The sequence below is a fragment of the Pyxidicoccus caerfyrddinensis genome (assembly GCF_010894405.1).
GTDB classification, from domain to species: Bacteria; Myxococcota; Myxococcia; order Myxococcales; family Myxococcaceae; genus Myxococcus; species Myxococcus caerfyrddinensis.
Genome location: NZ_JAAIYA010000006.1, coordinates 1 through 17,593 on the forward strand (window position 1 = coordinate 1; position 17,593 = coordinate 17,593).

Genomic DNA, 17,593 nt, shown 5'->3' on the forward strand with positions numbered 1-17,593 from the left:
ACGTGTCGGGAGGCAGCGAGTCGTTGCAGGGCCTGTACCGCAACCAGTTCCACCTGCTGCCCAAGGCGGTGCCCTTCCGGCCGCGCCGGCTGACGCCGCTGCCGCAGATTGCCGGCCCGCAGACGGCCACGGTGACGGGCCCCGCGGGCGAGGAAATCCACACCGACGCGCACGGGCGCATCAAGGCGCAGTTCCACTGGGACCGCGAGGGCAAGAGGGACGAGAAGTCCTCGTGCTGGGTGCGGGTGGGCCAGCCGTGGGGCGGGCCGGCGTGGGGCGACGTGTGGCTGCCGCGCATCGGCCAGGAGGTGATTGTCCGCTTCCTGGAGGGAGACCCGGACCGGCCGCTGGTGGCGGGGGCCGTCTACAACGGCACCAATTCGGTGCCGTACGCGCTGCCGGACGAGAAGACGAAGTCGACGCGCAAGAGCGCCTCCAGCCTGGGCAGCGACGGCTTCAACGAGGTCCGCATCGAAGACGCGGCGGGCGAGGAGGAGGTCTTCACCCACGCGCAGAAGGATGAGGACCTGCTCACCGAGAACGACAAGGACCAGGAGGTGCGCGGGTACGAAGACCTCCTGGTGAAGAAGGACCGCAAGCGCACGGTGGAGGGCAACCAGAAGCTGCGCGTCTCGTTGGATGACGTGAGCGTAGTGGAGGGCAACCAGACGCTGCTGGTGCAGCAGAACCGTCGTACCCAAACCAAGGAAAGTCACTCGGAAGCCGTGGAAGGCAACCAGTCCATCACCATCGCCAAGAACGAGAAGGTCGCCGTTTCCCAGGCCGCGTTTACTTCCGTGGGAGCTGCAAGCGCACTGACAATCGGCGGCGCCTATTCCGTCAACGTGGCACTGGCGTCCAACGTGGCAGTCGGCGGAGTGAGTTCCGTCGAGGTTGGAGCTGCGCACATCGAGTACGTCCGCGGGACACGCCAGCTCGCGGTCTCCAAGGATTACGAAGTCAAGACGGGAGCCGATAACATCATCAAGGTCGCCCAGGGCATGAACCTCGTCGTGGGAAAGGACCTGCGGGAGGAGATTAGCCGGGACTACCTCACCCAGACTCGCCAGCCAGCCGCATGGCTGGCGAAGACTTTCGAACTCAAGGCAGACACCTTCTCGCTTATCGTGAACGATCAGCTCATCTTCAAGGTCGAAAAGTCAGGGAACGTGCAGCTTTTCGGGAAGACCCTTACCTTGGAAGGCTCTTCGATTTCAATCAAGGGAGCCAAGGTCCAGAAGCTGGGGGCCGGCTCCATTCCAAAAGACAAGCGTACGCTGGAAACAGAGCCAAAGCTCTACAATGCCCAGTTCTGTGCCGTGGATCAGGGCTCTGGCAAGCCATTGGCGGGTCTTCCATATCATCTTGAATTGCCTGATGGAACGACCCTGACCGGGGTCACCGATGAGGAGGGCATGACCATGCAGATTGCCACGGCGGCTCCAGAGTCGATCAAGCTCTACTGGGATGTGGTAGCTGAGGACGACGATTCTGACGACCTCGTGGCTGGGGAGGGTTGCTGAGCATGACCACGTCGCCCGATGCCAAGGCCCAGACGAGCATTGCACAAACGCCTGTCCAAAAAGTCGCGGTCACTCCCAAGCGCAAGGTTACCTATTCCTTCGAGTTCCCCAACGATAAAAACAAGCTTGACAAGGTGAGACTGCCCTATGCAGTGGCGATCAATGGCAAGGCGGTCAGCGCTGCGAAGCCCAAGAGGGTTGAGACGAGTTTCACGGTCATGGTGGAACCGGGCAGCCAGGTCAGCCTGTTTTTAAATAGTGATGCCCATCCGGCATACCGTAAGCAGTCGGTTTATGCAGTCACGCCAAAAGACAGGGATGTCCACGTCCAGATCAAGCAGAAATGGGGCAAGCACTCCAACTCGGACACGCCGCGTCTCGAGAAAACCGTCGGCGAGGTGGACTACTACTCGGCACTCCTGACAGGGGACATATGGATGAAGGTGTCGCACAAATACACAGAGCAGGAAGCCGATGCCTTCATGCCATCCGGCATTGACTCAGGGATTCGTGAGGCCGTGTTATCCATTTATCGCGGGCTGAAGCAGAGCCCGCTCATCGTGGCATGCACCGGGAATGCCGCAGCCCGTATCCCGGAAATCCTTCGCCCGCCTTCCTCTCTACCTTGGGAAGGGAAAGCCCGGCCGGCTCAAAACCCACTTCTTGAATGGACAATGCCATTGCTGTTCAACCCGGGTTCAGGTGCCCAGAAGAAGGCCCCGGCCGACTCAGGCAAGAGTCAAGCGATTCACAAAATCACGGTTGAGTTCGAGAATGCAGATAACCCGAAGAACAACATCACGCAGTTTTCGCTGCTGACCGATGGACTCTCCCGGGTGCATCCCCGGTGCTTTCTGGCGCTGTTTTCCTCGGCATTCGAGGCGAAAATTACTCAGATAGAGGTCTCGTCCAACTGGCGGCCCCTGATTGGGAGTATCGCCCATCGAGCAGGGCTCGGATTGGATGTGACCTACATAGAGAATGCAAATAGCAATCTCCACATAGTCCGATCAAAAGCGGCGCACCTGAATGCTCAGCAGGCGGAAGAGGCGAGTCGAATCGAAAAGACATATATTCAAGCGAAGCAGGCAGAGAAGGTGGCCAACAAGGCATGGCGGGATGCCGAAACGGCATACAAGTTGGCAAAGCTCGATCCGACCAAGGTTGTCGATGCGCAAAAAGTCAGAGACGTTGCTCTCCAAGAAAAGGGCTCGGCCATTGCGAAACGAGAAGAGTCGTGGAAGGCATGGCAAGAGGCCCGAACGGCGCACCTTCCTGCGGTATTGCGCTCGTTTCGTGCAGCTTTACAGGAGAAACATGATTTGGTTTATCAGGTGTTCGATCCGTGGCTCATGGACAGCGAAACCAGGGATGATACCCCTCCCGCTACCAATTTGATTCGACCCAAAAACAGCCTTGAGTGGACCCATAGACACCATCTGCATTTAACGGCGGTCGAGCCGGATGTGCTATGAGCCGCACGCCGAGCCAGGTCAGTCATGACGTGGCTATCCGCTAGCGAAGGCGATGGTGCGCACCGAGTGCTGACGCAAGTCCTGGCGCCTCCATCGCCCATCCAGGTCCGCATCGGTGGTGAGCGGGTTGATGAGGGTGATGCGTAGGTACCCTCTCTCTTGGGCAGTTTCGTGTGCACGAGGTAGCAGTCCTCGCGCGTGAGCCCCTTGAAGACACCGATGACGAGCACCCCGCCGAGCGCCTCGCCGCGCCGGGCGGCTGTCCTGTTCGCCGCGACCTGTGGCGGCGCGGTCCTCGCCGGCTGCCTCGTAGCCGCAGTTCATGGCGTCCCGGCCGCCCTGTGGGCGTGCAACGCCGGCGCGTGGATTGTCGGCGCCCTCCTGGCCACTGTGCTTGCAGGACCGCCACACCGCCCGCGGCACGGGTCTTCCTGCCGCCGGCCGCGGCCGTGATTGCGGCGACGCTCCTCAGTGGCGGGCTCTCGGGCGTGCACCGCTGGATTGGCTTCGGCCCGGTGAGGCCCAACGCCGCCGAGCTGTTCCTGCCGATGACGTTCGTTGCCTGGACGCATGTGGCCGCGCGGCGACACCCGTTGTGGCTCTTGGCGCCTGTGATTGCCATCATCCTGGCGCTCCAGCCCGATGCCTCACAGGCGGTGGCGCTGGCTGGCGCCGTCATCGCGGTGCTGCTCGCCCACCCGTTGCCCCATTCCTTCAGGCTCATGGCGGCGGTCATCCCGTGGCGGCGGCGGTGATGGCGGTCTTCCGTCCGGACCCGCTGCAGCCCGTGCCCGAGGTCGAGGGCATCATTGGCCTGGCCCTGGAGACGTCTCCGGCCCTGGCGCTGCTGGCGGTGCCGACGTTGGCCGGCGCGGTCCTGTCGCCGCTGGCAGCGGCTGGTGCCTCCCGTGCGGCGGCCCTCGGGCGCACCGTCTACTTCGCGCTCTCCGCGCTGGCGCCCTGTCTCGGAGCCTTCCCCATCCCGCTCGTAGGCATGGGAGTCAGCCCCATCCTCGGGGCGCGGTGCGGCCTGGGATTGCTGGTGGCCCTGGGCAGTCGCCAGACCTCCGGCGAGGCGCGCCCCATCGTGAGTAGGGCGCCTACCGCCGCGCCGCCGTCCTGAGCGCCTCCATCAACCCATCCAGGTCCGCGTCGGTGGTGAGCGGGTTGATGAGGGTGACGCGCAGGTACACGCCCTTCGGCAGCTTCGTCTGTACGAGATAGAAGTCCCCACGCGTCACCAGCCGCTCGCGCAGCCGTGCCTGCAACGCGTCCCACTCCTCCGCCGGTACATGCGCCGGGGTGTGGCGGAAGCAGAGGATGTTGCAGTCCGGTTGCACCGCCACCTCGAAGTCTCCAGAGGCGGCCAGGCGCTTCGCGAACCTGCGGGCCTGGTCATACGACTCCGTCACCGCGTCGGAGAACAGGCGCGTGCCCAGCACCGCGAGGCAGGCGTACACCTTCAGCGCCATCATCTCCTTGGTGCACTCCATCGTGCGCATGCCCACGTCGCTCCACGGCCGCTCTCCGTCACCGTGGAACAGGTAGCTGGCCTCCTGCGCGAACGCCTCGTACGAGCGCGCCCCGTCGCGGAAGAGCACCGCCGTCACCAGCGCCGGCATCAACAGACCCTTGTGCGCGTCCCACACCACCGAGTCCGCCCGGTCGATGCCGCGCACCAGGTGCCGGTGCGTGGGACTCAGCACCGCCGACGCTCCGTGCGCCCCGTCCACGTGGAACCACAGCCCACGCTGCTCGCAGAAGTCCGCCACCGGCTCCAGCGGGTCGAACGCACCCGTGGCCGTGGACCCGGCGCTCGCCACCACCGCAATCACCTTGCGCCCCGCCAGCGTCGCCGTCTTGAAGGCGGCGTCCAGTGACTCCGGACGCAGGCGGAAGTGCTCGTCCACCGCGACGGGCGTCACGCCGCCCTCGCCCCAGCCCATGATGCGCGTGGCGCGCGAGACGCAGTAGTGCGCCGTCTTCGCGACCAGCACCGTGAGCGGCGGGCCCGCGTGCGCGCCCTGGTTCCACGCGTCGTAGCCCGCCTTCGCCTGCCTCGCGGCGAGCAGCGCGGTGAGGTTGCCCAGCGAGCCTCCCGACGTCAGCACGCCGTCTGTACTCTCCGGCAGCCCCAGCCGCGCCGCCATCCACCGCAGCACGTTGCGCTCCATGGCGGTGGAGACGGGGCCCATCTCGTACACGGCCATGCCGTTGTTGAGCAGCGACGACACCGCGTCGCACAGGGCGGCCAGCGGCACCGGCGCCGTCACCTGGTGGCCCACGTAGCGCGGGTGGTGCAGGTGGTTGGAGCCCGACAGCACCCGGGCCACCAGGTCCGCGAAGTCGCCATTGGGCTCCTCGGGGAAGGCGGCGGCGAAGCGGTCCACATTCACGGCGGGCGCGGCCCAGGGCAGCACCGGCCCCTCGCCCCGCTCCGTCCCGGCGAGGTAGCCCGCCAGGGTGTCCACCAGCCGGTGCCCCTCGCGGCGGAACGTCTCTGCGTCGTATGCGGCGGCAACCCGCTCACGGAAGTCCGTCATGGCGCGCGGAACCTAGCCGCGCCACCACCACCGGGGGAATGCACCCTCCGTCCGTTTCCAAGAGTCCGGGACTCTCCCGTTAGGTGAGTTCTTGAGCGGGCGCGGACAGGAGCGAGCAGGCGGGCTGGCGTGGCGCCCGGAGGCGCACTAATTCAGGGGAGCGGGTGCACGCGCCGTGCGCCCCGTGTGCACGCAAAGGAGGCCCCTCATGGCCGACCCGAAGGTGTCGATTACGTACTGCAACTCCTGAGGCTACAAGCCCCGGGCCGCCCGTGCGGCGGCCGCATTGAAGGACGAGCTGGACCTGGAAGCGGAGCTGAAGACAGGCGCGTCGGGTATCTACGAGGTCGCTGTCGACGGCAAGGTGGTCATCCAGAAGCAGACGCTGGCGTTCCCCACCGAGCAGGAAATCGTGGACGCCGTGTCGAAGGTGCTGGGGAGGTAGCCCCGCTGACGGAGCCCAGGCTCGCGGCCGGCACGTCCCTCTCGGGCTTGCCGGCCGCGTCCGTTTGCAGCAGGGCCTCAGGGCTTCTTGATGAACTTCAGCGCCGGCCTGTCGTTGCGCCCCTTGCCCGCGGCCTTGAGCGCGGCCGGGTCCAGGCCCGACAGGTACAGCGCCGTCGAGTACAGGTGGCCCGCGTCGGTGATGAAGCTGGTGGTGCTCTTCGTGCGGCCGGGGACGAGCAGGCCGGTGTCCGGGTCATACGCCGGGTCCAACGTGCCGTCCGGCATGAGGGGGATGCCCTCCAGCGACGTGCGGCCCACGCGGCCGAACTGCGTGTTGCCGCGCACGGTGCCGCCGAGGAAGGCCGCGCTGCTGACGCGCCAGTGCTGGCAGCAGTCCTGGGCCAGGATTTCGTCGTACTTCTGCGTGTCCGTCAGGCCCGTGTTGGCGAGGATGGACTCCACGTCGCCGGAGATGGTGCGGCCCATCTCCGAGGCGAGGACGATGGTGGTGAAGTCGTAGTAGCTCTTCCCCGTCGTCTCGTACGGCGTGGACTTGAGCTTCGACACCAGCGTCTTCAGCGGGAGCCAGAGGTTGCGGCGCATGGTGTCGCGCTGGTCCGCCTGTCCCTTGTTGCTCATGATGAAGCGGCGGTCTCGGTGCGAGTCGAAGTGGCGCAGGCCCCGGTTCTCGATGAAGAAGCCGATGGACAGCCCCTTCGTCATCAGCTCGTAGGTCATCAGCGCCTGCACGTTGGTGTTGGGCGTCTCCTTCGAGCGGGCGGGATTGCCGTTGATGGACGAGGAGTCCGTCGCCTCGTCCGCCGCGGTGACGCCGAACTCGCTGCGCAGCGCGGCGTCGGTGAAGAGGGTGCGCGGGTCCAGGTTGATGCTGCCGCCCGCGGTGAGCGAGCGGTGGATTTCCAGCGCGGAGGCGAAGGCCTTCACCGACTCGCTGTTCTTCTCGTCGAGGAAGTTCTGCTGGAGGTTGTCGGTGAACTGGCGGATGCGCGCGTCGCGCTGGCCCTGGGCCACGCTGCCCAGCGAGGACAGGCGCTCGCGCATGGCGGCCGGCGTCTTGCCGTAGATGGTGTGCGCGTGCACCGGGCCCAGCCGCTCGTAGTAGCCGGTGCCGTCCGGATAGGACGGAATGGACAGCTCACCGTCCGACAGCCACCGGTGCCATGACACGTGCGGCAAGAGGAAGCCGTTGCCGTAGGCCTCGCAGAAGGCCTGCATGACGGTGCGCTCGTCCGTGCCGCGCTTGCCGGACAGGGACGCGCTGTACTTGCCGTAGTGGTACTCCCACCGACCGCCCGAGTGGAACGTGTTGCCGTTGTGGCTGGAGACCACAGACAGGTCGGGGAACAGCTCCAGCCCGTCCTGCGCGAGGTAGCCGTACTGGATGTTGCCCGACGTCTTCGGCGGGTCCAGCGGCGAGGCGCCGTAGCCCTTCGGACGGTACAGGTGCTGGCTCCACGTGGGGACGGGGCGCAGCTCGCCCGCGGGGATGACGCGGATGCCGTCGTTGGGCGTGTGGACGGGGTTGAACATGCTGTACCCGTCCCAGCCTCCCTCCTGAAACCAGTAGATGAGGAAGTGTGGAGCGGCGGCCTCGGCGGCGGCGGCCTCGGCCAGACCCAGCTCCTTCTTCGTGCCCGGGACACCGAAGGCCCGGAAGAAGCGGAGCCAGTCCAGGGCGCTGATGGCGGTTCCGGCGGCGGCGCCGGCGAGGAATTGGCGGCGGTTCATCGCAGGTACTCCGGTGAGGTGGCGACGGCCTTGAGCACGGCCTTCAGGTTGCCGTGGCTCTCCTGGGTGACATCCCAGAGACGCTTGTAGACGACGCGCTCGTCCTGCGTGTGGCGCATCTCCCGGCCGAAGAAGAGGGCGAACTGCGCATTGAGGGTGCGGCGCACGAAGGCCTCCTTCTTCACCGCCTGCGTGGCGAAGGCCTCCATGCCCTGGCCCTTGTACGAGTAGACGCCCACCAGCCCGCGGTCGCTGTCGTCCAGCGGCTTCCCCTCGATGTCCGTCGTGCGGTAGTTGCCCTCGTCGTCCCACTTGAGGCGCTGGTGCGCCAGCGGCGTGAGCGTCTGGTGGCAGGCGAAGCAGATGCTGTTGGGGTCCACCGTGGACGCGGCGGTGGCGGCGCCGCGCATGTCGAAGACTTCCGAGGGCACCTCGTACAGGGCGCCCATGAAGTCCGTCATCACCCGCGCCGCGTAGTTGTAGTGCGGCAGGCCGGGCTTGTTCTTGATGAAGCCCTTCATGGTGAGCAGGCCCGTCTTCCCGTGCTCCGGCGTGCGCGCCACCTGCTTGAAGCCGTCATCCACCGAGTAGTCGCCGGTGAGCAGTTCCTGGAAGGGCTTCTCCTCCAGCACGAGGTGCGTCCACATGCGCGCGGGCTCGTCCGTGTCGGGCGTGCCCTCGCTCTCCGTGCGCACCCGCATCCGCTGGAAGTAGTACGTCTTGAAGTCGGGCGACTCGAGGTAGTCGTCGACCATGCCCTCCCACGTCTTCGTGCCGCTCTCCAGCGCGGTGAACTCGGCGGCGGTGGGCGGGCGGCCCATCAAGTCCTGCGCCAGCTTCACCAGGAGCAGCCTGTCGCGCTCCTTGCCGCTCAGCACCTCGTAGGAGGGCGGCAGGGTGAAGAGGAAGTCGGGGGCGCGCATCAGCCCCTCGCACAGGCCGCTCCACGCCTTGGGGAGGTTGGGCTCGAAGTCGTTGAGGTCCCTCACCAGCGCGTAGCCGTTGGTGCGCTCCGTGGCGGTGGCGGCGCGGTACAGCATGCGCCGGTAGAGGGTGTCCACCTTCGCCTTCGCCGCGTCCGCGCGCTGCGTGCCGGTGGCGGCCTCCGTGGGGCCGTACACCTGGAGCGCGTCCACGTGCAGGTTGCGGTCGCAGACGCCCGTCTCGCCGTAGTCGTTGGTGAAGTGCACCGACAGCACGTGGCCGCCGGCCGCCACCGCCTGCGCGTGGACGAAGTCCGCGTAGGCCGTGTTGTTGGGCACGTCCCACTCCTTCACGATGACGCCGTCCACCTTGAGCTGCAGGTGCGGCAGGTCCGGGCCGCACAAGTCGCCCTTCGCCTTCACCGTGAAGCGGTACGTGTTGCTGGTGGGGAAGGGGTAGGGCTGGGCCGTGGCCAGGCTGCCCGTGGTGTAGAGGTTCCACCCGGTGGTGCCCGACTTTCCTCCGGTGCTGGCCAGAATCTGCGTGCCCGCGGGGATGGTGGTGGCGTCCGTGCGCACGGCGGCCTCCATCTCGTACTGCTTCGTCGAGGGAGCGGGCACGTCCACCAGCGGCTGCGCCAGGTCCAGCCCGGCGAAGGGGCCCGTCTTGTTGGTGGCCGCCATGAGGCACACGTCCCGGGACAAATCATCCAGGCCGAGGAAGAAGTCCGCGGTGGCCACGCGCGCCTCGACGAAGTGGTCCTTGTAGTCCACGCCCCCGAAGACGCCCACGTTCTGCGCGAAGCGGTCCACGCCGCCGCGCACCCACGCGTCGTTGAAGACGGACTTCACCTTCCCCTTGAGCTGGTCGAAGCCGAGGAAGGGGTTGTCATACGTGGCGACGGACGGGCCGGTGTAGGGCTGGAGGAGGGCCGGGGGGAACTCCTCGTCCGGCTTCGCCGCGGGCTGGCGCGCCTCCACCGCCGCCAACTGGCAGGTGAGGCGGGCGACGTCGGCGATCTCCTGCTTGCTCCACGCCGGCTGGGCCTTGGGCATGCGCACCGCCTCGTCCAGGGTGGCGAGGCGCGAGAGCAGCGAGCCGGACTCCGGCTTCATGAAGCCGGCCGCGCGCGCGGCGTAGAACGTCTCCACGCCCTCGTAGCTCACCTTGAAGAGGCGGGCGGTGGTGGTGGAGTGGCAGGAGATGCAGCCGGACGTCTCGCGCACCATGGCCGGGTGCACCGTCCGCGCGAAGTCCTCCGCGATGCCCTGCAGCGTCACGCTCTCGGGGACGACGCCCAGGTCGCAGTCCAGGGAGCCGTCCTGCTGCACGGGTGGGTCTTCATCGCCGGGCGTGTCGCCCTGCATGTCGAGGGACGCCTGGCCGTAGCAGCCAGCGGTGGACAGCGCGAGCACAGCGAGGGCACGGCACCACGGGCGCAGGGGGGATGCGCGCATGAGCCCTCCGGGTGGGGGGTGGGGGGTGACCCTAGGGTCTCATGATTGTCGAGTTCCGAACCAGTAGGGTTGCGTCGGAAAAATAAGTAATTCCCGCAAAATCTCTGGAACTTTTCAGTTGAAAGCATGGCGGGCAGGTGGGGAGACAGGCGCTGGCCGAGTGCTCGCGGCCGGGCGGGTGGGGCCCCAGCTTGAGAGGGCAGGAGGTGACAGCCATGGCGTGGCCAGACTCGGCGTCGCCGTACGAGCGGCGCTCCATCATCCAGGGCATGCGGGTGCGCGACGAGGACGGGAAGAAGCTGGGACACGTGGCCGTCATCGGTCAGGAGCACCTGTACGTGCGGCGCTGGCCCTTCAGCCCGCACTGGACGGAGCTGCCGCTGTCCCGGGTGCGGCACGTGGCGCGGGGCGAGGTGTTGCTGGAGGGGCGGAGCGCGGGCCGGCGGGTGGCGGCGGACAAGGGGCTGCACGGGGAGATTCCCACGCTGACGCACCCGCTGACGGAGCCGGCGGGGTGGGGCGAAGCGCGTCCGTGAGGCTGCATGGGGCAGTGCATACGCGGGCCCTCACGCGGGTGCGGCACGGCGCGCCAAAGTGTGATTCAAGGAGCCGCCATGTCTTCCTCCCTGTCACCCATTGACGAGCTGTCGCAGAGGGTGTCCGCCGCGTTCGCGGATCGGACGAAGCTGAAGGATTCGACCCACGTGGCCGCCGTGCGCGAGACGCTGGCGCGGCTGGACTCGGGCGAGCTCCGCGTGGCGGAGAAGGGCCCGGACGGGTGGAAGGTGAACGCCTGGGTGAAGGAGGCCATCCTCCTGTTCTTCGCGGTGTCGGAGATGCAGGTGATGGAGGTGGGCCCCTTCGAGTTCTACGACAAGGTGCCGCTGAAGAAGGGCCTGGAGGCGGCGGGCGTGCGCGTGGTGCCCCCGGGCACGGTGCGCTACGGCGCCTTCGTGGAGCGGGGCGCGGTGGTGATGCCCGGCTACGTCAACATCGGCGCGCGAGTGGGCGCGGGCACCATGGTGGACACCTGGGCCACCGTCGGCAGCTGCGCGCAGGTGGGCAAGCACGTGCACCTGTCCGGCGGCGTGGGGCTGGGCGGCGTGCTCGAGCCGCCCACCGCGTCTCCGGTCATCATCGAGGACGGCGCCTTCCTGGGCAGCCGCAGCATCGTGGTGGAGGGCGTGGTGGTGGAGGAGGAGGCGGTGCTGGGCGCCAACGTGGTGCTCACCGCGTCCACGCAAATCATCGACGTCACGGGCCCGGAGGAGAAGGTCTACAAGGGGAGGGTGCCCGCACGCAGCGTGGTGATTCCGGGCATGCGGGAGAAGCAGTTCCCCGCCGGGAAATACATGGTGCCGTGCGCGCTCATCATCGGACAGCGCAAGCAGTCCACCGACCAGAAGACCAGCCTCAACGCCGCCCTGCGCGACTTCGCCGTGTCCGTGTAGCCGAGCGTGAAATCCAACCGGGACCGCATTCCGTAGATAGGGTGGAGTGGGGTGGAATGTGACGATGAAGCACGTGGACGACATCCTGCCTGAGTGGGCGCTGGGCACCCTGGATGCTGGGGCCCGGGAGGCCGCCGAGCGGCACCTGGCCGAGTGTGCCCGGTGCCGTGCCGAGGCGGCCCGGCTGCTGCCCGTGCGTGAGGGCCTCACCGCCCTGGTCGTCCCCGTGGAGCCTCCGCCCGAGGTGCTGGCGCGGGTGATGGCGCAGATGGAAGGCCCGGGGCGGCTGGCCCGCTTCGCGGACCGCGTGGCCGCGTTCTTCGACCTGACGCGCGAGAAGGCGCTCGCGGTGCTGGAGTCCGTGAGCGACCCGTCCGCGTGGATGCCGGGGCCGGTGGACGGCTCGGAGCTGATACCGGTGGAGGTGGGGCCCGCGCGCGAGGGGATGCTGGCCGGCATCCTCCGGCTGAACCCGGGTGTGCGCTACCCGCGCCACACGCACCACGGCCGCGAGTGGAACCTGGTGCTGGAGGGCGGCTTCCGCGAGGACGACGGCCACGAGGTGTGGCCGGGCGAGGAGCAGGAGAAGTCGGAGAGCAGCGTGCACGGCTTCACCGCGCTGGACGGCCCGGCCTGCCTCTGCGCGTCCCTGCTGGAGGGCGTGACGAGCTTCGAAGAGGAAGTCGCTTCGCCCGCGTGAGCGGTGCTCCGCGTCAGGGCCGTTCGCGGAAGACGGGCAGGCCCTTGCGCAGGCGGTCGAAGAGCCCGAACTTGTCGAGCCGGGCCGGCTCTTCCTCCTCTTCCGCCTCGAACACCTCATCGACGAACAGCTCCTTCAGGCGCTCGGGCACCCCTTCGCCGTAGCCCTGGCTGTACGTGTCCATGTCGAAGTGATGCTCGGCCTGGACGGACGCCATGATGCCGTGGTCGTCCTCGATGACGACGCGCGCGTGGATGGTGCCAGCGGCCAGCGTGTGGTCGTTGTAATAGGCGTAGACGACGTCGCGCGCGTGGAGGTCTCCCTGGATGTTGATCTCCCCGTCCGTGTAGAGCGCGTGGCAGCGCACGTCCCCGAGCACGTTGACCTTCGAGTCGTTGTCCTGGTCCTTCAGCACGCCGTGGACGGTGAGGTTGCCCGTGACGCCGAAGGTCCTGCCGATGTCGAGGTCGCCGTCCACCTCCAGGTCGCCGTGGTGGAAGAAGGGCTGGTCCAGCCTCAGCGGGCCCGCGAGGCGCAGGGGCCGCGGCGGCACTCCGACCGTATCCCGCAGCGCCGTCAGGAGGGCCAGGGCCCGCTCGGGCTCGCCGTAGCCTTGGATTCCGGAGACGAGCTCCTGCGCCGAGTCCACCTCGTGCTCGAAGGGGAACCGGTTCTTCGGCACGGCGGCGCGCAGCGCGGCGCTGTCGACGGGGAGGGGGGCGAACGGGTCCGTCTCGCTCCGGGCGTAGGGGACGCGTGGCTGGCCTCCGGCGCGCTCCAGCAGGGCGATGGTGGCCTTGAAGCCCGCGGTGCGGTTGTTGGCCTTGACCCAGGGCTGGTCTCGCTGGCGCAGCGCGAGGCCGAGCGGGGTGCGGCCGAGCTTGTCGAGCGCGTTCACCTCGGCGCCCCGCGCGAGGAGCAGCTCGGTGATGGGCGCGTACCCATATGAGGCCGCGCTGTGCAGCGGAGTCCCTCCGCCGTTGTCGCGCGCGTCCACCGGGGCGCCCGCGTCGAGCAGTTCCTTGTAGAGCGCCGCGCCGCTGAGACGGAATGCCCCCGAGTGGGAGTCCTTCACGTCGGAGGGCACCGTCGCCCCCGCCGCGCGCAGCACTGCGATGAGCTCCAGGGCGTGCCGCTCGTAGGCGGTGTCCTCGTTGAGGGGGACGGCACGGAGGAGCGGTGTCTGGGCGTGCTCGTCGCGGGCATTGGGGTCCGCGCCCGCGGCGAGCAGCACGCGCACCACGTCGAGGCTGGGGTGCGGGTCTGACTTCGAGTAGGGCGCGAGCACGGCGGAGTGCAGCGGCGTCGAGCCATACTGGCCGCGCCCGTTCACGTCGGCGCCCTGGGCCAGCAGCTCACGCACGGCCGCCGCGCTCAGCTCCGCCTTCCAGCGTCGCTTGTCTTCACACAGGGAGAGCAGGGCCTGGGTCGCGTTCTCGGACATGCCACTGGATTACATTGCTGTCGCACCCCTGTCACAGGGAAACAGGCGCGGTGTCACGCCGTGCGGAGCGCGTGTTTCCCTCTGTCGTGACGGCTTCGGGCTTGTGCACGGGGGTTGCACATGGGGTGGCCGGCGCACGCGAGTGCCGGCGCACGCGCTCCTTTCCCACCGGCAGACCCAAGAAGACTTCCATGCGTCTTTCTTCCCTCATCGCCGCCTGCGGCTTCGGCCTGCTCTCCCTCGTTGCCACGGAGGCCCGCGCGGAGGACTGCGCCACCATGCTCCAGCCGCACCTCGAGTGGGTGCGCACCGGCGACGTCAACAGCCGCCTCTACGACGTGAATGTGCACGCCGTGTCCATCGTCAACGTGAGCGGCGGTGGCGCCCGCGGCCTCGCGTCGTCGCTCACCGGGCAGCTCACCACCTATACCGGCTCCATCTGCCGAATCGTGGGCGGCTACTGGAGCTGCTCCCCGGCGAAGATTGGCAGCAGCTCGGCCAATTCCAGCCAGGTCTTCAGCGACCGGGGCTACTGGACGGGTGACTGGAGCGTGGGCTACCAGGACTTCTCGGCGTACGCCAAGGACTCGTGGACCCTCTCCGTCAACTCGACGGGCGTGGTGACGATGCAGTCGAACACGTGGGGCTTCACCACCTCGGTGACGCCGACGGCCTGCGCGAATGGCGTGCTGTACGGCTTCGAGACGGGCGGCACCACGTTCTGGTCCTTCACCTTCGAGGACGTGAACAACACCATCTACTGAGTCACGCCGCGCGCACGCGGGGGCCGGGTGTCCCCGCGTGTCGCGCTCCGCTCACTCCGGCGCCGGGGGACGCGAGGCCAACTGCACTCCCGGGCGCCACGGCGGTATGGTGCCCGCCGCATGTCTTCCACCGAACTGGCCACCCGGCTCGCTCGCACCACGCTCGAGCTGTGCCGCATCCCCAGCCCCATCACCCATGAGGGCCCCATCGCCGACCACGTCGAGCGCTGGGCCCTCCAGCACTTCAAGCGCGACGAGGTGTTCCGCGTCGGGCACACGCTGCTCCTTGGACACCTGGAGGACTCGCGCCCCACGGTGGCGCTCATCGGCCACCTGGACACCGTGCCCGCGCACCCGAGCGACCAGGGCCGCGAGCCGCGCATCGAGGGTGAGCGCATCTTCGGGCTCGGCGCCTCCGACATGAAGGGCGGCCTCGCGGTGATGATGGCGCTGGCCGAGGACCTCCGCCGCGACACGCTCCCCGTCAACCTCGCCTTCCTCTTCTACGAGCGCGAGGAGGGCGCCTACGCGGAGAGCGGCCTCATTCCGCTGTTCGCCCAGCGCCCGGACCTCGCGCGGGTGAAGTTCGGCATCGCCATGGAGCCCACGGACAGCGTGGTGCAGGTGGGCTGCGTCGGCTCCATGCAGGTGACGGTGCGCTTCACCGGGCGCAGCGCGCACTCGGCGCGGCCGTGGCAGGGGGAGAACGCCATCCACAAGGCGGGGCCGTTCCTCACGGAGTTGCTCGGCCGCCAGCGGGTGGAGGTGAATGTCGCCGGCTTCCCCTTCTACGAGGTCATCAACGCCACGCTGGCCAAGGGCGGCCGCGCGCGCAACGTCATCCCCGAGGCGTTCGAGCTGAACCTCAACTACCGCTTCGCGCCGGGCAAGAGCATCGAGCAGGCGAAGGCGGACGTGCAGGCGCTCGTCGCCGGCCGCGCGGAGGTGGAGTTCACCGACGCCTCGCCCAGCGGCCCCGTGGCGGCCGACAACCCGTTGTTCAAGAAGCTGCTGGCGCTCACGGCCCTGCCCGCCGCGTCCAAGCAGGCGTGGACGGACGTGGCCCGCTTCGGCGAGTGGGGCGTGGACGCGGTGAACTACGGGCCCGGTGAGACGGCCCAGGCCCACCAGGCCAACGAGAGCGCGCCCATTCCTCCGCTGGCCGTGGCGTACGAGAAGCTCGCCGCGTTCCTCAAGGGCGCGGGCTGAGCGTGTCCCGGCCCTCGTGGCTGTTGCGTCTCGCGCCCGGGGGATTGAGAGCTGGCGTCCCACGACGCTGGCTCGGGCCCGCGCTGGTGCTGGCCGGATACACGGTGCTGGTGCTCGTCTACACCGCGCAGCTGTCCGTCTACCGCGCGTCGCGGGGCGAGCCCTCCGGCTTCGGCGACACGTTCGTCGTGGGCGCCGTCGAGTGGTACAGCTGGGCGCTCCTCACCCCGTTCATCCTCGCCGTCGCGCGGCGGGTGCGCGCCACCGGGCGACCGTGGCCCGTGCAGCTCGCGCTCCACCTGCTACCGGGGCTCCTCTTCGCCGTGGCGCACATGGCCCTGCACGCGGTGCTGCGCCAGGTGCTGCTGGCGCCCGTGGGCGGCTGGCCCGCCACGTGGACGTACTTCACGTACATGCTGTCGAAGACCACTGACTTCGACCTGCTCATCTACCTCTCCGTGGTGGGGCTGGACGCGGCCGTGCGCTACTCGCGGCAGGTGCGCGAGGAGGCCGTGCGCGCTTCGCAGCTCGAAGCCCAGCTCGCGCAGGCGCAGCTCCATCTGCTGCGCAGCCAGCTCCGCCCGCACTTCCTGTTCAACACCCTGCACGCCATCTCCGCCCTCATGCACCGCGACGTGGAGGCCGCGGACCGCATGGTGGGCCAGCTCAGTGAGCTGCTGCGCGCCAGCCTGGAGCGCGACGGCCGCCACGAGGTGCCCCTCTCGGAGGAGCTGGACCTGCTCGCGCCGTACCTCGACATCGAGCGCACCCGCTTCTCCGACCGGCTCCACGTGGAGGTGGACGTGGCGCCCGAGGCCCGGGACGCGCTGGTGCCGCCGCTCCTGCTCCAGCCGCTGGTGGAGAACGCCATCCGCCACGGCATCGCCCCTCGCCGGGGGCCTGGGCGGGTGTGGGTCCGGGCGGTTCGCTCCGGGGAGCGACTGTCCGTGGAGGTCCGTGATGACGGCGTCGGGCCACCGTCCTCGGGACTGGAGGGCCTGCGCGAGGGCATCGGGCTGGGGAGCACCCGCGCCCGGCTGGAGCGGCTCCATGGGGCCGCGCATTCGATGACGCTGGCGGCCAATGCGCCGCGCGGGTTCTCCGTGTCCCTCTCGCTGCCGTACCGGAGCGCCCGGCCATGACGGTCCGCACCCTCATCGTCGATGACGAGCCCCTGGCCCGCGAGCGGCTGCGCACCCTGCTGGCCTCGGAGACGGACCTGCACCCGCTGGCCGAGTGTGGCGACGGGGAGGAGGCGCGCTCCGTCATCGCCCGCGAGCGTCCGGCGCTGGTGTTCCTCGACGTGGAGATGCCGGAGCGGGATGGCTTTGGCGTGCTCGCGGAGACGGCGGGGACACCTCCGCCCGTGGTCGTCTTCGTCACGGCGTGGCCGCAGCATGCGGTGCGCGCGTTCGAGGCCGCCGCCGTGGACTATCTCCTCAAGCCCTTCACGGTGGAGCGCTTCCGGCGCACCCTGGTCCGCGTCCGCGAGCGCCTGGCCTCGCCTCCGGTGGATTTGAAGCAGCAGCTCGCGCACCTGCTTCAGGAGCTGCGGCCCGTGGCTCCGGGCTCCGAGCGCCTGGTGGTGAAGTCCGGTGCGCAGACGTTGCTGGTGCCGGTGGAGGACATCGACTGGGTGGAGTCCGCCGGCAACTACGTCACCCTGCACGTGGGCCGTGAGGAACACCTGCTGCGCGAGACGATGGCGGAGATGGAGGCCCGGCTCGCGTCGCGCCGCTTCGCGCGCGTCCACCGCTCGGCGCTCGTCAATGTGGACCGCATCCACTCGCTGTCGCCCACGCTGTCCGGGGACCACCGGCTGCTGCTGCGCGATGGGCGGGAGCTGACGCTGAGCCGGACGTACCGTGCGCGGCTGGAGCAGGTGCTCGGTCATCCCCTGTAGAGAG

General features: G+C 68.5%; 16 protein-coding genes. 12 read left to right on the plus strand and 4 right to left on the minus strand.

From position 1 onward, the window contains the following. The 4 genes from tssI to G4D86_RS15425 form a co-directional block, all read left to right on the plus strand. Nucleotides 1–1,523: type VI secretion system tip protein TssI/VgrG (gene tssI, locus G4D86_RS15410; protein WP_163994240.1), on the plus strand; the 1,523-nt coding region annotated here is incomplete at its 5' end. A gap of 2 nt (nucleotides 1,524–1,525) precedes the next feature. Further along, on the plus strand, nucleotides 1,526–2,998 hold the full coding sequence (locus G4D86_RS15415) for a hypothetical protein (RefSeq protein ID WP_163994242.1): 1,473 nt from the start codon (nucleotides 1,526–1,528) through the stop codon (nucleotides 2,996–2,998). 449 nt (nucleotides 2,999–3,447) lie between these two features. Beyond that, a complete protein-coding gene (locus tag G4D86_RS15420; protein WP_163994244.1) occupies nucleotides 3,448–3,753 on the plus strand; it encodes a hypothetical protein in 306 nt (101 codons plus the stop codon). Further along, a complete protein-coding gene (locus G4D86_RS15425) occupies nucleotides 3,753–4,121 on the plus strand; it encodes a hypothetical protein (protein WP_163994246.1) in 369 nt (122 codons plus the stop codon). The genes G4D86_RS15420 and G4D86_RS15425 overlap by 1 nt, the downstream gene beginning before the upstream one ends. Here G4D86_RS15425 and G4D86_RS15430 read toward each other — a convergent pair. Beyond that, nucleotides 4,099–5,541 (minus strand): pyridoxal phosphate-dependent decarboxylase family protein, encoded by a 1,443-nt coding sequence (locus G4D86_RS15430; RefSeq protein WP_163994248.1) that lies wholly within the window; start codon nucleotides 5,539–5,541, stop codon nucleotides 4,099–4,101. The two genes, G4D86_RS15425 and G4D86_RS15430, sit on opposite strands and share 23 nt — an antisense overlap. 208 nt (nucleotides 5,542–5,749) lie before the next feature. On the opposite strand from G4D86_RS15430, the gene G4D86_RS52110 reads away from it, so the two are divergent. Next, nucleotides 5,750–5,986 carry a SelT/SelW/SelH family protein gene (locus G4D86_RS52110; RefSeq protein WP_240360268.1) on the plus strand — a complete coding sequence of 79 codons (237 nt, stop codon included), beginning with the start codon at nucleotides 5,750–5,752 and terminating at the stop codon, nucleotides 5,984–5,986. Between the two features lie 77 nt (nucleotides 5,987–6,063). Here the strand turns inward: G4D86_RS52110 and G4D86_RS15435 are convergent, their stop codons facing one another. After that, nucleotides 6,064–7,737, minus strand: a complete 1,674-nt coding sequence (locus G4D86_RS15435) for a DUF1501 domain-containing protein (protein ID WP_163994250.1) — start codon at nucleotides 7,735–7,737, stop codon at nucleotides 6,064–6,066. After that, on the minus strand, nucleotides 7,734–10,118 hold the full coding sequence (locus G4D86_RS15440; RefSeq protein ID WP_163994252.1) for a carbohydrate-binding domain-containing protein: 2,385 nt from the start codon (nucleotides 10,116–10,118) through the stop codon (nucleotides 7,734–7,736). The genes G4D86_RS15435 and G4D86_RS15440 overlap by 4 nt, the downstream gene beginning before the upstream one ends. 215 nt (nucleotides 10,119–10,333) lie before the next feature. Here G4D86_RS15440 and G4D86_RS15445 point away from each other — a divergent pair, with 215 nt between their 5' ends. From G4D86_RS15445 to G4D86_RS15455, 3 genes are all read left to right on the plus strand, one after another. Continuing rightward, nucleotides 10,334–10,654 carry a hypothetical protein gene (locus G4D86_RS15445; protein WP_240360269.1) on the plus strand — a complete coding sequence of 107 codons (321 nt, stop codon included), beginning with the start codon at nucleotides 10,334–10,336 and terminating at the stop codon, nucleotides 10,652–10,654. A gap of 78 nt (nucleotides 10,655–10,732) precedes the next feature. Next, nucleotides 10,733–11,569, plus strand: coding sequence for a 2,3,4,5-tetrahydropyridine-2,6-dicarboxylate N-succinyltransferase (locus G4D86_RS15450; protein WP_163994258.1), 837 nt, complete (start codon nucleotides 10,733–10,735; stop codon nucleotides 11,567–11,569). A gap of 64 nt (nucleotides 11,570–11,633) precedes the next feature. Next, nucleotides 11,634–12,269 carry a cupin domain-containing protein gene (locus G4D86_RS15455; RefSeq protein WP_163994260.1) on the plus strand — a complete coding sequence of 212 codons (636 nt, stop codon included), beginning with the start codon at nucleotides 11,634–11,636 and terminating at the stop codon, nucleotides 12,267–12,269. Between the two features lie 13 nt (nucleotides 12,270–12,282). Here G4D86_RS15455 and G4D86_RS15460 read toward each other — a convergent pair whose 3' ends face one another. After that, nucleotides 12,283–13,713, minus strand: a complete 1,431-nt coding sequence (locus G4D86_RS15460) for an ankyrin repeat domain-containing protein (protein WP_163994263.1) — start codon at nucleotides 13,711–13,713, stop codon at nucleotides 12,283–12,285. A gap of 191 nt (nucleotides 13,714–13,904) precedes the next feature. Between G4D86_RS15460 and G4D86_RS15465 the strand changes: the two genes are divergently transcribed. The 4 genes from G4D86_RS15465 (at nucleotide 13,905) to G4D86_RS15480 (ending at nucleotide 17,589) form a co-directional block, all read left to right on the plus strand. Beyond that, nucleotides 13,905–14,477, plus strand: a complete 573-nt coding sequence (locus G4D86_RS15465; protein WP_163994266.1) for a hypothetical protein — start codon at nucleotides 13,905–13,907, stop codon at nucleotides 14,475–14,477. A gap of 120 nt (nucleotides 14,478–14,597) precedes the next feature. After that, the gene (dapE, locus tag G4D86_RS15470; protein WP_163994268.1) at nucleotides 14,598–15,686 is read left to right on the plus strand and encodes a succinyl-diaminopimelate desuccinylase; all 1,089 of its coding nucleotides are present in this window, start codon (nucleotides 14,598–14,600) and stop codon (nucleotides 15,684–15,686) included. Nucleotides 15,687–15,730: 44 nt separating this feature from the next. Beyond that, the gene (locus G4D86_RS15475) at nucleotides 15,731–16,828 is read left to right on the plus strand and encodes a sensor histidine kinase (protein WP_163994270.1); all 1,098 of its coding nucleotides are present in this window, start codon (nucleotides 15,731–15,733) and stop codon (nucleotides 16,826–16,828) included. Beyond that, on the plus strand, nucleotides 16,825–17,589 hold the full coding sequence (locus G4D86_RS15480) for a LytR/AlgR family response regulator transcription factor (RefSeq protein ID WP_163994273.1): 765 nt from the start codon (nucleotides 16,825–16,827) through the stop codon (nucleotides 17,587–17,589). The genes G4D86_RS15475 and G4D86_RS15480 overlap by 4 nt, the downstream gene beginning before the upstream one ends. Nucleotides 17,590–17,593 lie beyond the last annotated feature (4 nt).